The following is a 15745-nucleotide window of genomic DNA, read 5'->3' on the forward strand; positions in this document are numbered from 1 at the left end:
ATTGAATAAAAATTGAGAAGGAGAAAGTGTATATGAAAAAAGTATTATTATTTCTAGCAATATTTGGTATGTTATTGTCAACTGGTATTATTTCAGCAGAAACTACCACTACATTAAAAACAGAAAAGATAAAATATCCAAAAGGAATAAAAAATGTAACATCTGTAACAGAAGTCTTTGGAAATGGACAGCAGATTACACATATTATTATAGAATTTAATGAAAAAGTAGTAAATTCACAGCTTTCAAGGGATACCTTCGCCGTATCAGGCAGAACTGTGGAAAGAGTTTATTCAAATACTCAGCCTGAAAAAACAAATATTGTTAAAGATGGAAAATATATAATTATTGAACTAAATCCAAAAGACAAGGAAGCTTCTTTGCGTATAGAAGGCGGAGCTGAAATAGGTTTTCAAATGAGAAAGGCAACTTCCAAAATAACACAAAAAGAAGATATTTTATTCACAAATGGAAAAAAAATGGAAAAAAGCATTGCAATATTTGAAAATAACAAAACAAAAAATTTAGTTGTAGAAAATTTTAAGCAATTTGTATTTAAAGATCCAAGAACTGGAACAAGTGTTAAATATAATTTATATATTCCAAAAAATTATGACAGAAATAAAAAATATCCACTTGTACTGTTTATGCACGACATGGGTGTTTTAAGTGAAGATACGAAAACTACACTTCTACAGGGAAATGGAGCAATTTCTTTTGCGACACCTGAAGAACAGGCAAAACATGAGGCATTTGTACTAGCTCCACAATATTCTAGACAAGTTGTTGATGACAATGGTGATATTACAAGTGATCTGGAAGCAACTGTCAATCTAGTAAGAGAATATCTTCCTTCCAGATATAACATTGATACTAAGAGAATTTACGCCACTGGACAGTCAATGGGTGGAATGATGGCAATTGTTATGAATTCCAAATATCCTGATTTGTTTGCCGCTTCATATCTAGTCGCATGCCAATGGGATGACAAGGAAACCGCGCCAATGGCAAAAAATAACTTATGGATTTTAGTTTCTACGGGAGATGCAAAAGCTTATCCTGGAATGAATGCCATAACAAATGAACTTACAAAAATGGGAGGAACTGTGACAAAAGAAACATGGAAGGCTGACTATACAGAAGGACAGTTTCTAGAAAGTACAAGAATACTTGCCGCACAAAAATCAAATATAAAATATACAACACTTGAAAAAGGGACAAATCCATACTTGCCAAAAGATGCCAATCCAGGCTCTGAACATTCAGGAACTTGGAAAGTAGCTTATAGCATACCTGGCATTAAAGACTGGATGTTTTCTCAAACGAAGCAGTGAACAGCGTTAAAGAATTTTAAATAAAAATTTGAAAGCGAGAAATAAAAAGTGGAAGAATTAAGAGAAGTATTGAAAACTGAAGATTTAACACAAACTGAATATCAAGGCAGAACTTTTGAAGTATTAATAAAATCATTTAAAACACATAAAAAGTTTTTATTTCTAGCTTTTGTATTATTTGGAATTAATGGATATGTATTAAAAAACTTTATTGTGTTTCAAACAATCAGCAAAGAAGAACTAATTACAAGCTTTTTAATTACAGTGGCAACTGAGTTTATACTAAGTTTATTTCAAAATAGTGTTATAAGCAAAATTAGAGAGAAAAATGAACTGGATAAAACTAATTTAATATTTAAGTCCATTGTTCTAAGTATAATAATGACTTCAATAAATTTTAGTATTCTTATGATGAGCAACAACTTGGCATCCTCTACAATTATAATTGTGCTTGCACTCTGTTTTTCATATTTCAGACAAGTTTATCTGTCTAGAGACTTTAATTTTTTTGAATCTATTGAAGAAAATTTTAAACTTCTAGATGGAAATAGAAAAAGGATTATCATCCCTTTTATTGTTGTTAATATAATTTTTTATATTTTATCTTTCATTTTTCTCGTATTTGCTGTAATAATTGGAAATTATTCAACAGACGCTAGTTCAGAGCTGATGGTAATAGTCATTTTAGTTCTGTTTAAACTGGCAGATGGAATAAATGAATTTTACAGAAAAATTTTAGCAGGTATAATTTTCTTAAATGTAGAAAATAATCAATAAATCAAATGAAAAATTTAGAAAGGAGACGCTATTGACTTTTAGTTATTTTAGCCCTATTCATATAGAAACTTTTATTGTTTCAATTTTATTTTGCATATTTTTATTCTATATTCCAAAATTTTTTAAGAATATAGATATAAAGAAATATTCAACATTTTTAGGATATTTTTTGTTAATATTTAAAATAGTTGATTCGATTTATAGGCTGATGTATCAGAATGAACCTATAACCAATGTTACACCTGTGCATCTTTGTAATTTTGCAGCAATTTTTGCAGGATTGTATTTAATTTTTAGAACAAAATTTTTATATAATGTAGTTTATTATTTAACTTTTGGGCCAGTATTGGCACTAATTCTGCCCGGGATAATTTACTATCATGACAACTATTATGTCTATATTTTTATGATAATGCATGCACTTATTGTATTTACAGTTTTTTTTGGATATGAATATCTAGATGAAAGACCTACAAAAAAAGGATTTATTCAATCAATAATCGCATTACTTCTTATATTTCTTTATGCGTTTATCTACAACTTTATCTTTAAGGAAATAAATGCAATGTTTTTAAAAAGCCACATTATCCCACAAGTGAAGTTTATAAATCCTATCTGGTTATATGATATTGTTCTGATTTCTACAATGATTTTTTTAGAATTTTTGTTATATTTGCCAGTTATGAAAAGAAAGGTTTAATATGAATCTTTGGAAAAGTTTTAAAAAAAAAGAAGAAGAAAGAAAAGTACACCACTGATATTAGTATTATTATGTATTTATAATTTTAGTATTTTAGGTGTACTTTTTTATTAAAAAATTTTATTCAGTTTCAGATTGAGCTGCACTTTCCTGCTCAAATTTTTCCAGAATAACTTTTGTTATTTCAGTACGAAGTTCAGGTTTAATTGGATGAACTATGTCCTTAAATTCTCCATTCGGCATTCTTCTTGATGGCATTGCCACAAACAATCCGTTTTGTCCATCGATTATTTTTAATCCATGAATTACAAAACTTTCATCAAATGTGATGTCAGCATAAGCTCTTAATCTCTCGTTGTTCTCTGTTTGTTTTCCAATTCTAATACGAATATCAGTTACTTTCATAAGTCTTCTCCTTGTTTGTATAAATTTATCTTCCACTATAATTATACCCTATTTATCCTAAAAAACAAGAGATAAAACAATATTTCCTCATAATTATCCAATTATTTCAATATATTCGTCAATAAGTTCTTTTTTAAGGCTTTCAGGCGGTAGATCCAGTACTTTTACCTTTATATTCTTGTTAAAATACTTTATGTCAAAAATATCGCCTTTTTTTACATCATAAGAAGATTTCTTCTGTTCTCCATTTACGGCAATATTTCCGTTATCTGCCAGCTCCTTTGCCACAGTTCTTCTTTTTATGATTCTTGTTACTTTTAAAAATTTGTCTAAACGCATTTTTCCCCTCTATTTTTATTATTTTATATTCTTCATTCCTTCATACCAGGCTGTATTTGTTTCTACAAATCCAACATTGTCGTTTTCCTTTAGGAATAATCCTCTTACCTTGCTTTTCTTGTTACTAAAGATATGAGGGTTATCAGTTGTTGACTTAGACAAAAGAGCTTTCTTGATTTTTTCCTGATCTTCTTTTGCCAAAGTTTTTGTATTAAATACGATTGGTCCGTTATAAACTGGAATTGACTTTATGACTGTAAAACTTTTTCCTGCATAATCTCCAAATGGTGCAACCGCTCCCTTTTTCACTTTGTATGTGGCTCCTGAATTAAAGTCCTGTCCGGCAGTCAGCTCATAAATTGTAAATGATTTTGGAATGGCAAATGTTGCAACATCAACATCTCCTTTAAATAATAGAACTTGTGCTCCAGGATGCGAATTTCCAAACATAACTTTTGAAAATACTTTATTTCCAAGCACTTCATCCGTATTTTTTAATCCAAATTCTTTTACAATGAAATTAGCTGGTATCTTAAATCCAGATGTTGAGCTGTTTGTAACAAATCCCATAGACTTACCTTTTAACTTCTTCAAGTCAAATCCATCTCCAGAACGGTACTGATTGGCATCTTCTGCTCTAACTGCAATAAAGCTGTAATAACGTGCATCTTCTAACGTTCCGCTCTCTCCAGCATTTGTAAGCACAGCCTCAATATCCTTTGTTCTCTGTCTAGCATTCAAATACGCTTCAGCTCCTATATATGCAATCTGCGACTGTCCAGAAACAATATTCTCAACTGTAATATTATAGTCAGTCGTTGTAACAATTTCAACTTTTTTCCCAGTTGCTTCCTGCACAACTCGTGCAAACTCTTCACGTGATTTTTTCAGTGAATCATTAGTTTCATTTGGTAAAAATACAATTTTGATTGTATCATTTTTCTTGCCACAGCTAATAGTAAACAGCAAGATTGCTAATAATAATAAACTTCTTAAAATATTTTTTTTCATAAATACCTCCTAAATAGTACAAATAAAATATAGTTTATTATAACATTTGTCATTTGCATAGTCAATTCTCTATAAAAATAAGTTTAATAATTTAGTCTAATAATAAACTATCTTTTCAAAAATCTCCCCAACCGAAAAACTCCTAACTTCCCTTTCTCCAGCCTCATTTTGTTCCATTAAAACTTCGATTTCTCCATCTTTATTAATATTATGTGCAATTCCTGAAACAACTTCATTTCCAAATTTTAACTCAATTCTTTTGCCTTTCAGATAGTTTATTTTATTTATTTTATCCAAAATATTTTCCCATAATCCATTTTCCAGCTGTTTACATAATATTTGAAACTCTGAAACAATACTTTTTATAACTTCATCAATTTGATATTTCTTATTTGTTAATTGTGTCAATGAAATTGCCTTATTTTGTAAGTTTTCTGGCAATATGTTATTCACATTTATCCCAATTCCAACAATATAGACATTTTCTGTTTTTTCCAGCAAAATACCGCATAATTTCTTGTTTTCCAAATAAACATCGTTTGTCCATTTAAATTTATATTCTAAATTTTCAATTTTCTTTAATCCATTTATTGTTGCAAGACCGGCAATCAAAGGTAATTTTAAATAATTCTCGATTTCCCAGTCATCCCTTTCCTTCAAGAAAAAGCTAAAGATAGCCATTCCATCCATAGATACCCAGTCATTCTGTCTGCGTGCCTTCCCATGAGTCTGCGTTCTAGCAGAAATAACATCAAATTCTTCATGACTTTTGTGATTTCTTCGTAAATAATCGTTTGTCGAATCAAGTTCATCAAATTTATATAGATTTATATTTTCTTTCATTTTTTCTCCTAGATTTATTCTAATACCATTTCCCATTTATCCTAAACTCCGTTTAAAATAGAAATAATTTTTTATAATATAGTTGTTTAACAGCTAATTTATAATCATTCAATTAAATTGTTTTTTTTATTTTTTATATATCTTGATTAATAAATATTTTTTCATATTATACTCAAACCTATTTTAAATTAAACTGCTAAAATTATATAAATTAATGGTTTGAGTAAAATAGTTATAGCTTTTGAGTATAGTTTTAAATAAGTTTTACTATACTATGTTTTTTCTTTTTTTCGTAAGATTAGTTTATACTAGACCATGTTTAAAAATTGAAAATTATATTTTAATTGTTTGAAAATATTAGATTTATATCCTTTATTAAAAAATTTGTAATAAATTTGTTATTTAAATGTGGTTTAGTATTAATTATTTAAAAATACATATAAAAAATCACTCTCACTAAGTATAAAATTTTAGATTAATGAGAGTAATAATTTTTTATCTGAATATTATTAAAAGAACTCCAGCGGCAACGGCTGATCCAATTACACCTGCTATATTTGGTCCCATTGCATGCATTAACAGAAAGTTTTTGGGATTTTCTTCCTGCCCTAGTTTCTGTACAACTCTTGCCGCCATTGGAACTGCTGAAACTCCTGCTGCTCCAATCATAGGATTTACTTTTCCTTTAGTCAGTTTGTACATTATTTTCCCAAACAGTACCCCTCCTACTGTCCCAAAAGAAAATGCAATTAACCCAAGAATAATAATTTTTATTGTTACCAGACTTAAAAAATGCTCTCCGTCAGCAGTTGCTCCAACAGTCATTCCAAGCACTATTGTAATGCAGTATAACAAGGCTCCTCTTGCATGTTCAACTAAATTTGAAACAACTCCAGCCTCCTTTATAAGATTTCCAAGCATTAACATTCCGATTAATGGAGCTGATGACGGAACTAGAAGAATAACAATAATTGTTACTGCAATTGGAAAAATTATTTTTTCTCTTTGACTTACGAATCTGAGTTGCGTCATTTCCACCGTTCTTTCCTTTTTTGTTGTCAAAAGTTTTATAATTGGAGGTTGAATTACAGGAACTAAAGCCATATACGAATAGGCTGCAATAGCGATTGACCCTAGTAAATGTGGTGCCAGTTTTGTTGTCAAGTAAATGGCTGTAGGTCCGTCAGCTCCTCCAATAATTCCAATTGAAGCTGCCTCTTTCCCAGTCAACCCTAGCAAAATTGCTCCAATAAACGCTATAAAAATTCCAAGTTGGGCAGCAGCTCCTAGTAGCAGACTTTTGGGATTTGCAATTAGCGGTCCAAAATCAGTACTTGCTCCTATTGCCAAAAATATTAGAGGTGGATAAATACCTAATTTTACTCCTTGATATAAATAGTATAAAAGTCCGCCTTTTTCCATAAGTCCTTCATTTGCAACAGCAGGCAAATTTGCGAGCAGCATCCCAAAGGAAATCGGAAGCAATAGATAAGGTTCATATTGTTTTTTTATCGCCAGATACAACAAAATTAGCGAAATTATTATCATTATAATCTGTCTTCCAGTTATCATTGATATTCCTGTTGTTCCATAAAGAATTTTTAGTAATTCCATTTGAAAACCATTCCTTTCTTTAAGGTTTTTAGTAATTTATTAGATTTTTATATTTTAAGACAATACCACTAAAATATCATCAGTATTTACTGTATCACCCTTTGCCACTCTAATTTCGCTTATAGTTCCATCGCAAGGCGCTACAATTGGATTTTCCATTTTCATAGCTTCTAATACCACAACTTCATCTCCAGCTTTTACCTTTTGTCCAGATTTTACTTTGACATCTACTATAAGTCCTTGCATAGGGGCTTTTATTACTTCACTTCCTTCAGTTTCCTTTTGTAAAGGTGGATTTTCATTCTTGCTTACGTCTTGCTTGCTGTCTGAACTGGCTGAAGTTTCAATAGTTCCTTCTTTTTCTGAAACATCTTCCACTTCTACTTCGTAAACTTTTTCTCCGATTCTAATTTTATACAGTTTAATCATTTTTTCTGTACTCCTTTGTATTTCAGATTTTATTTTATTTCCCTAATATTTTTTATTCTTATACGACTATCCTTGTTATCTCCAGCTGCTTCAATCAAAGCTGCCATCATTGCCGCCAGCATAGTTTCATCTTTTATTTTTTCCATATTAAATTTTTGTTCACTATCTAGTTTTTGTTGCTTTTCCAGAATTTTACTGTCATTTCTTTTTTTATTTTCAATATCTACATTTTTTTCCTCATAAGCTGAAAAGTATTTAAAAAATGACAATACAAATGAAATCAAAAATAATATAAAAAATACAATCAGCATACTGACAACAGTTATATAAATGGCATCTGAAAAAGTTACAGCCGAACTTCCAAATAAAATACTTTTCATATTTTAAATTATTCCTTTCAAGTTTTTTTGAATTGCTAAATTTAAACAGTTTCTGCATGTCACTTTATTTCGTAATAACTATCAAATCTTTCCTTTTGCGAGAGTTTCATTTTATTTCTCAAATGAACCATATCACTTACAATTCTTTCTTCTATATGGCTTAAATTGTCCCAATCTATAAGATTTTCTGCATCACGTGTCTTATTTATTTCCATATCAAGTTCCGATATTTTTTCAAGCAATGCTTTTTTGTTCCATCTTGTATTTTCATACCATTCCGTTATTTCCTTTAATTTTGTCTTGAAGTAATCTATATCTAAGTTCATTTTTTTCACCTCTCTTTTTAAACTGCCTATTCTATTATATTTTAATTTTTATTTCTAAAAACTTTTAAAAAACGACATCAATATTCTGAATACTAATTTTCTCTTCCGAGTTTTTTTCTTCGTACTTTTCTTTCAGGTAATCTTTTGCAATCTGTGGAAAACATGCGTATGTTAGAACATCTTCATCAGATTTTGCCAGACTTCCTATTTCATTCTTCATTGTGTCATATTCATTTTGTAGTAAATCGGCAGGCCTTCCAGTAAATATTTCATCATTTCCAATTATAACCGCCTTAATTTCATCCGAAATTTTTACAGGTGATTTTCCATACATTCCTTTTACATAATCTTTAATTTCCTTTGGAATCATCTTGTATCTCTGTCCTGTCAAGACATTAAATACTGACTGTGTCCCAACCATCTGGCTCATCGGCGTTACTAAAGGCGGATAACCTAGGTCTTTTCGGACTTTTGGAATTTCACGAAGCACATCTTCATATTTATCTTCCGCTCCTTGCGCCTTCAACTGCGATAAAAGGTTTGAGAGCATTCCGCCAGGAAGCTGATATTCTACAATGCTTGGCTCTACAGCAAGAGCTTTAGGATTCATTGTTCCATTATCAATATATTTTTTTCTTATAGGTTTAAAATACTCTGCGACTTCCTTTAAAAGTTCAAGATTTAACCCTGTATCGTATTTCGAGCCTTGCAAGGTTCTAACAAGCGATTCTGTAGGTGGCTGTGAAGTTCCGCTTCCAAAAGGTGAAATTGCCGTATCCACAATATCCACTCCAGCTTCAATCGCTTTTAAGGTACTCATTCCAGCTAGTCCCGCTGTTGCGTGAGTATGCAGTTCAAGTGGTATATTCAAAATCTCTTTCAATTCACTTACAAGTTCATAAGCCGCATTTGGAAGCAAGATTCCTGACATATCCTTTATAGCAATAGAATCCGCCCCCATGCTCTGCATTTCCAAAGCCAGTTTTTTATAGTATTCTATCGTATGAACAGGACTAATTGTATAACAGATAGCAAGCTGGCTATGTCCTCCATATTTTTTTGTACTTTCTGATGCCTGCCTTATATTTCTTGTGTCATTCAAAGCATCAAATGTACGAATTATATCAATTCCATTTTTTATCGAAAGCTCAACGAACCTGTCCACAATATCATCTGCATAATGGCGATAACCAAGCAAATTCTGTCCTCTCAGCAGCATCTGAAGTTTTGTATTTTTAGCCCTTTTCCTAATTTCTCTTAATCTTTCCCATGGATCTTCATGCAAAAATCTGATTGCCGCATCATAAGTTGCTCCACCCCAGACTTCCATTGCGTAATATCCGACTTTATCCATAGTTTCTATTATTGGAAGCATTTCGGCAGTAGTCATTCTTGTCGCCATAAGTGATTGATGTCCGTCCCTTAACGATGTTTCCGTTATTTTTACCTTTCCCATAAAAACCTCCATATTTTAGTAAACATTTAAAAATTGTTATAAAATAGACAGTTAAGCATTTCCCAAAACTTTTAAAATTGACTGAAAATTAAATAATTAATATTCGTTGTTTGAACATTACTGAACTGTCTATCGCTGTATTTATTCAAAACACATTGGACCTGCATTTACAATATGTTCTGGCATATTCGGATATTTTGCTGCAAAATTTTCTCTAAACATTTTTGCCAGCTTTCTTGCAGCCGCTCCATAAGCTTCCTTGTTTGCCCAAGTGTCTATTGGATTTAGAAGTTCACTTGGAACATTTGGGCAATATTGTGGAATTTCTAGATTGAAAATATCATCGTGTCTGTATTCAACTTCATCCAGTTCTCCATTTAACGCTGCAGTTACCATTGCCCTTGTGTATTTTAAGTTCATACGGTTTCCAACACCGTAAGGTCCGCCAGACCATCCTGTATTTATTAAAAATACCTTTGTATTGTGAAGTTCTATTTTTTTACCTAGCATTTCTGCATAAACTAACGGATCTAATGGCATAAACGGTTCTCCGAAGCAAGTTGAGAATGTAGGCTGCGGTTCTGTAATTCCACGTTCTGTTCCAGCAAGCTTAGAAGTAAATCCTGTCACAAAATGGTAAATTGCCGCATCTTTTGAAAGTCTTGAAACAGGCGGTAAAACTCCAAATGCATCTGCTGTAAGAAATATTACAACGCTTGGAATTCCTCCAATTCCTGGAATTTGTGCATTTTTTATATGATTAATCGGATAGCCAACTCTCGTATTTTCTGTCAAGCTCTTGTCATAAAAGTCAAATTCACGTGTTTTAGGATTCATTACAACATTTTCCACAAGGCTTCCAAATTTTATTGCATTGTAAATATCAGGCTCATGTTCTGGATCAAGATTTATACATTTAGCATAGCATCCTCCCTCAAAGTTGAAAATGCTGTGATCAGACCATCCGTGTTCATCATCTCCAATTAACTTACGGTTAGGATCTGTTGAAAGTGTAGTCTTCCCAGTTCCAGAAAGTCCAAAGAATACCGCAGTATGTCCAGTTCTTGGATCCATATTAGCAGAACAGTGCATAGGAAGTACATCAATTTCTGGCATTACAAAGTTCATTATTGAAAATACGCTTTTCTTAATTTCTCCAGAATACTCTGTTCCACAAATAATACCGACTCTTGCTTCGTAATCAATAATTATTGCAGCCGAAGAGTTTATACCGTCAATTTTGGCATTACATTTAAATCCTGGTGCTGCAATTATTGTAAAGTCAGAATGCCCATAATCCTTTAGCTCTTCTTCTGTTGGACGGATTAAAAGCTGATGTATAAATAAATTTTGGCTAGCACGTTCATTTATTATTCTAAATTTTCGTCTGCAAGTTGGATCTGCTCCTGCCATTCCATCAAATATGAAAATTTCACGATTTTGCAAATATGCAATCAGCTTGTTATAAATAGAATCAAATTTTTCTTTTTCAATAGACTTATTTACATTTCCCCAGGCAATTCTATCATGAATACCAGCGGTATCAACAATATATTTGTCTTTAGGTGAACGCCCTGTATATTTCCCTGTTGTTACAACTAAAGCTCCTGTTTCAGATAGTGTTCCTTCCTTACGGCTTAATGCATGTTCGATAAGCTCAGAAGGCGTTAAATTCCTGTAGATTTTTGCCACATTTACAATTCCTAATTTCTCAAGATCCTTTGTCAATTTTTTCATATTGCTTCCTCCATATTTCAGAAAATTTTAGTAATATTTTTATCATAAATTATAATATTAATTGCGACATTTTTCCAAGATTCTTTTATAAAAAACAAAAAATCCCTACTATAGCAGTAGGGAAATACAAAATAATATTAGTTTTAAATATTTAAATTTTGAATTTATCGGGATAATATTAAAATTTTAACAATATTTTCTAAAACAATTTCAATAAAGCTAAAAATATATCAAAAAATTACAATTTATAGCTTATATTTTTTAAAAATATACAACAAATATTGAATTTGTCATACATGACTTTTATTATTTTACTATATAATTGTCTCAAATTGTATTCAACATTATTTTCTCCCTACATTAATATTATCCCACATTTTTCCTAAAAGTCAATAATTTTTATAAATTTTTAATTAAAAGATTATTCTACGAAAGATTAAATTTGTTATAAAGATAAAATATAATTGAATCTTTTTCTATCATAAAATTCTGTTTAAATATAACAATTACAATTTTAGGTTATACTTTAAAAAGGTGTTATAATATTCTTCAAGAAGTCAATAAATTATAAAGTATCCTCATCCAATTTAGGAATTTTTTTCATTTCCTTTTTCAAAATGATTACCGATACAATAAATGCTACCAAATCCGCTATTGGAAAAGCGAACATAATTCCATCAACTCCCATAAAGTACGGTAAAATTATAAGTAGCGGCAATAATGATATAATCTGTCTTACAAGCGATAGGACAGCCCCTTGGAATGCCCTTCCAATTGATGTTAAGAACAATGTAATTGCACCTTGAATACCATTTAAAAATATGAAAAATAAAAATATTCTCATATATTTTGTTCCGTATTTAAAGTAAAGTTCGCTTCCACTTCCAAATACAGAAATTATCTGTACCGGGAAAATTTGGAATATCGCAAATGCTACTATTGAAATAACAAAAGCGGCTTTTAATGTCAATTTTAATATTTCACGGACTCTCGTATATTTCCTTGCTCCATAGTTGTATCCTGCAATAGGCTGTGCTCCCTGAGTAAGTCCCAATACAATCGCTATAAATATAACATTTATTTTCATAACAATTCCAGCAACAGCAATTGGAATTTCACTTCCATAAATGGATTTTGCCCCGTATATCTTTAGCAGATTATTTGTTACAATTTGAATAACTAAAGCAGAACATTGAAAAATAAAAGGCGATGTCCCCAATGCAAATAAAATCCCTATTTCTCGTATTCTTATCTTAAAATCCCTTAACTCAAATTTCACGCTTTTAAATCTGAAAAAATACAAAGCTAGCATAACTGCTGATACAAACTGCCCAATTACAGTTGCCCAAGCCGCACCATCCATTCCCATATCAAATCCAAACATAAATAACGGATCTAATATAGTATTTACAAGCGATCCAACAACTATCGCAAGCATCGAATAAAAGGCATTTCCATCAGCTCTTACCAAAGGGTTTGCCCCTATTGAAAATAATAAAAATGGTATCCCTAAAGATGTAATTTGAGTATATTCAATCGCATAGTCAAAAATCTGATTTGTCGCCCCAAATGCTGTTAACATAGGCTTTAAAAAGATATTAATTAATATGCATAATATAATCCCGCCTAAAAGAAGCATTGTTACCGCTGTTCCTGCTACACTTTTTGCTCTTTTTGGACGCTTTCTGCCTAATTCCAAATTAAAGTTCGTCGCCGCCCCGACTCCCGTCATAAGTCCAATCGCAAGACAAATTGTCGTAAGCGGAAAAGCTACATTCGTAGCTGCATTTCCTAGAAATCCAATTTTCTGTCCAATAAAAATCTGATCCACAATATTATAAAGTGCATTTACAAGATTAGCAATAATTGCTGGCACTGCAAGTGAAACTAACAATTTTGGGATTGATTCTGTGCCAAATCTCATTTTTTTGTTATCTTCTAAGCTGTTTTTTATCTTTATACTTTCTTCCATTCTTTTTCCTTCCTAAATTTTCAAACATTTCAATAAAATTTATTAAAACTGAACTCAAAAACTATAACTATACTTTCTAGACCCCAGTATTATTTAATTTTATCAATTCTTCAAAATCGCAATTAAAAGCGAAATATCATTATAAGTAACTCCACTAATTCTGCTAGCCTGCCCAATCGTTTCAGGCTGTCCATATATAAGCCCAGAAATAGCGATATTGCTAAGTCCTTTTACGCTTTCATAGTCAAAATCCTTTGGAATTATCATTTTTTCCAGTTTTTTAAATTTCTCAATCTGTGCCTTTTCCCTTTCAATAAATACGTTATATTTCGCATTTATTTCCACTTGCTCCTTCGCTAAATCCGACAATTTCACAGTTTCCACAAATTCACTTAAATTATTATAGTTAATTTCTTTTCTCGCAAGAAATTCAAAAGCTGAAACAGGGCTGTTCATGCTATTTTTACTAGTTTTTTCAATTTCCGTACTTTCAGATTGATTTTGTTTTTCTACAATTTCAAGTAATTTTTCATTATTTTCCTTAGTCGGATAAACCGTAATTCCTTTCAATCTTTCAACTTCATTTTCAATTTCCTGACACGTATTTTCAAGTTCGGCTAATTTTTCAGCATTTAATAACCCAATTTCCTTCGATTTTTCCAAAAGTCTTATAAAAATGTTGTCTTGACGCAAAGTCAGTCTGTATTCAGCTCTTGAAGGCAGTACACGATAAGGCTCTGGTGTTTTTTTATTTATTATATCGTCTATCAAAACACCGATATATCCCTCAATTCTGTCAATCACAATTTCCTTTTTCCCTAAAATTTTTCTCGCAGCATTCACTCCCGCCATAAATCCTTGACAGGCTGCTTCTTCATATCCACTCGTTCCATTAATCGTTCCCGCTGTGTAAAGTCCATCCAGAACTTTTGTTTCAAGAGTTAATTTTAATTGATACGCAGGTACAAAGTTATATTCCACAGCATACCCGTAACGCACAATTTTAGCATTTTCTAGCCCACTAATCGTTTTTAACATTGCTTCCTGTGCAAATGGAGGCATTGCTGTCGTAAATCCGTTTATGTAAATTTCATCTGATTCCACAGATTCCTGCTCCAAAAATATCTGATGATTCGTTTTTTCTGGAAAGTTCATAATCTTTCTATCAAGTGAAGGACAATGTCGTGGACCCTTCGTACTTACAATTCCTGTAACAATCGGTGAATATTTAAGCATTTCCTGTCCCACTCTTATTGTTTCAGGTGTTGTGAATGTAAGCCAAGTTGGTAAAGTCGAATTATATTCTTTTTTTGTTTCGTAAGAAAAATATCGTGGCTTGTCCTCTCCCTTTAATTCCTCTGTTTTTGAAAAATCAATTGAAGATTTGGCAATTCTCGGAGGAGTGGCTGTCTGGTATCTATCCAGCTCAAAGCCATATTCCACAAGCTTATCAGGCAAATCCACACTCGCAGGCTCTCCTTGCCGTCCTGATGAATATTTTACATCCCCCATAACATATTCTCCGCCTAAGAACGTTCCTGTACATAAAACAACAGCCTTTGCCCCATATTTTATCCCAAGATTGTCTTTAACTCCCATAACCTTTTTATTTTTCACAATCAAATCCACAACAATTCCCTGCACTAAATCGAGATTTTCCTGCTTTTCGATAATCTCCCTCATCTTAACCCTGTACCAGTATTTATCGGCTTGAGCCCGTGTAATCCGAGAGGCTAGTCCCTTTGTATGATTCAAGTTCTTTAACTGCAAATTGTAATTGTCAATATGCCTTGCCATTTCTCCGCCAAGCATTCCAAGTTCCGACACCAGATGGCTTTTTCCTGGTCCTCCAACCGAAGGATTACAAGACATCATCGCAATATTGTCAAGATATATTGTAAACAACGCTGTTTTCAGTCCATGTCTTGCCGATGCAAGAGCAGCTTCCACCCCAGCATGACCCGCTCCAACAACAATTATGTCATAATTTTTCATTTTTTAAATTTTCCTTTCAATTTAATCTATTTTTTTACTATTCTTATTTGATAACTTTATCCAAAAATTTAATTTTAACTCTAAGTATTTATCTTAATAATTGTATTTAAAATTGACAAAGATTATTTTTTATTAATATTTATTTTTTTGTTTATCTCAATACTTTTATTTTTTCTAAACGTAAAGAGGATCAGTCGCCATCCCCTTTTATTTCGCAATATTAGTTATTTCAATTTCATTCAAAAAAAATCACGACAATTTTAATTTAATTAATAATAAATTATTTAACAAAAACAAATATTAAGCAAAATTTCGTTAAAGAAAAAATAACTGTTTGAGATTTTGAAGTAAATTTTAAACTATATTCAATTATTTGTGTTGAAATAACCTTAATTCAAAATCGAGTTTTATTTTTTCTTTATAAGAA

At 31.4% G+C, this 15745-nt stretch carries 15 protein-coding genes; 3 read left to right on the forward strand and 12 right to left on the reverse strand.

All coding sequences use genetic code 11. The features are described from left to right. Positions 1-32: 32 nt before the first annotated feature. From HMPREF1552_RS01995 to HMPREF1552_RS02005, 3 genes are read left to right on the forward strand one after another with little or no spacing between them, the layout of a single operon-like run. Positions 33-1334: an alpha/beta hydrolase-fold protein gene (locus tag HMPREF1552_RS01995; RefSeq protein WP_021743372.1), complete on the forward strand. Its 1302-nt coding sequence runs from the start codon at positions 33-35 to the stop codon at positions 1332-1334. Positions 1335-1382: 48 nt separating this feature from the next. Then, complete coding sequence (locus HMPREF1552_RS02000) at positions 1383-2111, forward strand: hypothetical protein (RefSeq protein ID WP_021743373.1); 729 nt, start codon at positions 1383-1385, stop codon at positions 2109-2111. Positions 2112-2142: 31 nt separating this feature from the next. After that, the gene (locus HMPREF1552_RS02005; protein WP_039900970.1) at positions 2143-2811 is read left to right on the forward strand and encodes a TIGR02206 family membrane protein; all 669 of its coding nucleotides are present in this window, start codon (positions 2143-2145) and stop codon (positions 2809-2811) included. A 120-nt stretch (positions 2812-2931) separates the two neighbouring features. Here the strand turns inward: HMPREF1552_RS02005 and spoVG are convergent, their stop codons facing one another. The 12 genes from spoVG to mnmG form a co-directional block, all read right to left on the reverse strand. After that, positions 2932-3216, reverse strand: coding sequence for a septation regulator SpoVG (gene spoVG / locus HMPREF1552_RS02010; protein ID WP_039900971.1), 285 nt, complete (start codon positions 3214-3216; stop codon positions 2932-2934). A gap of 93 nt (positions 3217-3309) precedes the next feature. Next, positions 3310-3555: an RNA-binding S4 domain-containing protein gene (locus tag HMPREF1552_RS02015; RefSeq protein WP_021743376.1), complete on the reverse strand. Its 246-nt coding sequence runs from the start codon at positions 3553-3555 to the stop codon at positions 3310-3312. An 18-nt stretch (positions 3556-3573) separates the two neighbouring features. Further along, entirely contained in the window at positions 3574-4566 is a 993-nt protein-coding gene (locus HMPREF1552_RS02020) for a phosphate/phosphite/phosphonate ABC transporter substrate-binding protein (protein ID WP_021743377.1), read from the reverse strand. Between the two features lie 96 nt (positions 4567-4662). Further along, on the reverse strand, positions 4663-5409 hold the full coding sequence (locus HMPREF1552_RS02025; protein ID WP_039901004.1) for a biotin--[acetyl-CoA-carboxylase] ligase: 747 nt from the start codon (positions 5407-5409) through the stop codon (positions 4663-4665). Between the two features lie 495 nt (positions 5410-5904). Then, the gene (locus HMPREF1552_RS02030) at positions 5905-7023 is read right to left on the reverse strand and encodes a sodium ion-translocating decarboxylase subunit beta (RefSeq protein WP_021743379.1); all 1119 of its coding nucleotides are present in this window, start codon (positions 7021-7023) and stop codon (positions 5905-5907) included. Positions 7024-7077: 54 nt separating this feature from the next. Then, positions 7078-7452, reverse strand: a complete 375-nt coding sequence (locus HMPREF1552_RS02035; protein ID WP_021743380.1) for a biotin/lipoyl-containing protein — start codon at positions 7450-7452, stop codon at positions 7078-7080. A gap of 29 nt (positions 7453-7481) precedes the next feature. Continuing rightward, positions 7482-7832 carry an OadG family protein gene (locus HMPREF1552_RS02040; RefSeq protein WP_021743381.1) on the reverse strand — a complete coding sequence of 117 codons (351 nt, stop codon included), beginning with the start codon at positions 7830-7832 and terminating at the stop codon, positions 7482-7484. A 59-nt stretch (positions 7833-7891) separates the two neighbouring features. Further along, entirely contained in the window at positions 7892-8158 is a 267-nt protein-coding gene (locus tag HMPREF1552_RS02045) for a hypothetical protein (RefSeq protein ID WP_039900972.1), read from the reverse strand. Between the two features lie 64 nt (positions 8159-8222). Next, entirely contained in the window at positions 8223-9614 is a 1392-nt protein-coding gene (locus HMPREF1552_RS02050; protein WP_039900973.1) for an oxaloacetate decarboxylase subunit alpha, read from the reverse strand. Positions 9615-9755: 141 nt separating this feature from the next. Next, entirely contained in the window at positions 9756-11351 is a 1596-nt protein-coding gene (pckA, locus tag HMPREF1552_RS02055; protein ID WP_021743384.1) for a phosphoenolpyruvate carboxykinase (ATP), read from the reverse strand. 565 nt (positions 11352-11916) lie between these two features. Next, positions 11917-13323 carry an MATE family efflux transporter gene (locus HMPREF1552_RS02060; RefSeq protein WP_021743385.1) on the reverse strand — a complete coding sequence of 469 codons (1407 nt, stop codon included), beginning with the start codon at positions 13321-13323 and terminating at the stop codon, positions 11917-11919. A gap of 102 nt (positions 13324-13425) precedes the next feature. Further along, complete coding sequence (gene mnmG, locus HMPREF1552_RS02065; protein WP_021743386.1) at positions 13426-15318, reverse strand: tRNA uridine-5-carboxymethylaminomethyl(34) synthesis enzyme MnmG; 1893 nt, start codon at positions 15316-15318, stop codon at positions 13426-13428. Between the last annotated feature and the right edge of the window lie 427 nt (positions 15319-15745).

Origin of the sequence: Leptotrichia sp. oral taxon 879 str. F0557 (genome assembly GCF_000469385.1) — a bacterium.
Lineage (GTDB): Bacteria > Fusobacteriota > Fusobacteriia > Fusobacteriales > Leptotrichiaceae > Leptotrichia > Leptotrichia mesophila.

What these genes read in the sequence shown, in the direction of transcription:
- HMPREF1552_RS01995 (WP_021743372.1), top strand. Translation starts at nt 33, where the DNA reads ATGAAAAAAGTATTATTATTTCTAGCAATATTTGGTATGTTATTGTCA.
- spoVG (WP_039900971.1), bottom strand. Translation starts at nt 3,216, where the DNA reads ATGAAAGTAACTGATATTCGTATTAGAATTGGAAAACAAACAGAGAAC.
- HMPREF1552_RS02015 (WP_021743376.1), bottom strand. Translation starts at nt 3,555, where the DNA reads ATGCGTTTAGACAAATTTTTAAAAGTAACAAGAATCATAAAAAGAAGA.
- HMPREF1552_RS02020 (WP_021743377.1), bottom strand. Translation starts at nt 4,566, where the DNA reads ATGAAAAAAAATATTTTAAGAAGTTTATTATTATTAGCAATCTTGCTG.
- HMPREF1552_RS02025 (WP_039901004.1), bottom strand. Translation starts at nt 5,409, where the DNA reads ATGAAAGAAAATATAAATCTATATAAATTTGATGAACTTGATTCGACA.
- HMPREF1552_RS02030 (WP_021743379.1), bottom strand. Translation starts at nt 7,023, where the DNA reads ATGGAATTACTAAAAATTCTTTATGGAACAACAGGAATATCAATGATA.
- HMPREF1552_RS02035 (WP_021743380.1), bottom strand. Translation starts at nt 7,452, where the DNA reads ATGATTAAACTGTATAAAATTAGAATCGGAGAAAAAGTTTACGAAGTA.
- HMPREF1552_RS02040 (WP_021743381.1), bottom strand. Translation starts at nt 7,832, where the DNA reads ATGAAAAGTATTTTATTTGGAAGTTCGGCTGTAACTTTTTCAGATGCC.
- HMPREF1552_RS02045 (WP_039900972.1), bottom strand. Translation starts at nt 8,158, where the DNA reads ATGAACTTAGATATAGATTACTTCAAGACAAAATTAAAGGAAATAACG.
- HMPREF1552_RS02050 (WP_039900973.1), bottom strand. Translation starts at nt 9,614, where the DNA reads ATGGGAAAGGTAAAAATAACGGAAACATCGTTAAGGGACGGACATCAA.
- pckA (WP_021743384.1), bottom strand. Translation starts at nt 11,351, where the DNA reads ATGAAAAAATTGACAAAGGATCTTGAGAAATTAGGAATTGTAAATGTG.
- HMPREF1552_RS02060 (WP_021743385.1), bottom strand. Translation starts at nt 13,323, where the DNA reads ATGGAAGAAAGTATAAAGATAAAAAACAGCTTAGAAGATAACAAAAAA.
- mnmG (WP_021743386.1), bottom strand. Translation starts at nt 15,318, where the DNA reads ATGAAAAATTATGACATAATTGTTGTTGGAGCGGGTCATGCTGGGGTG.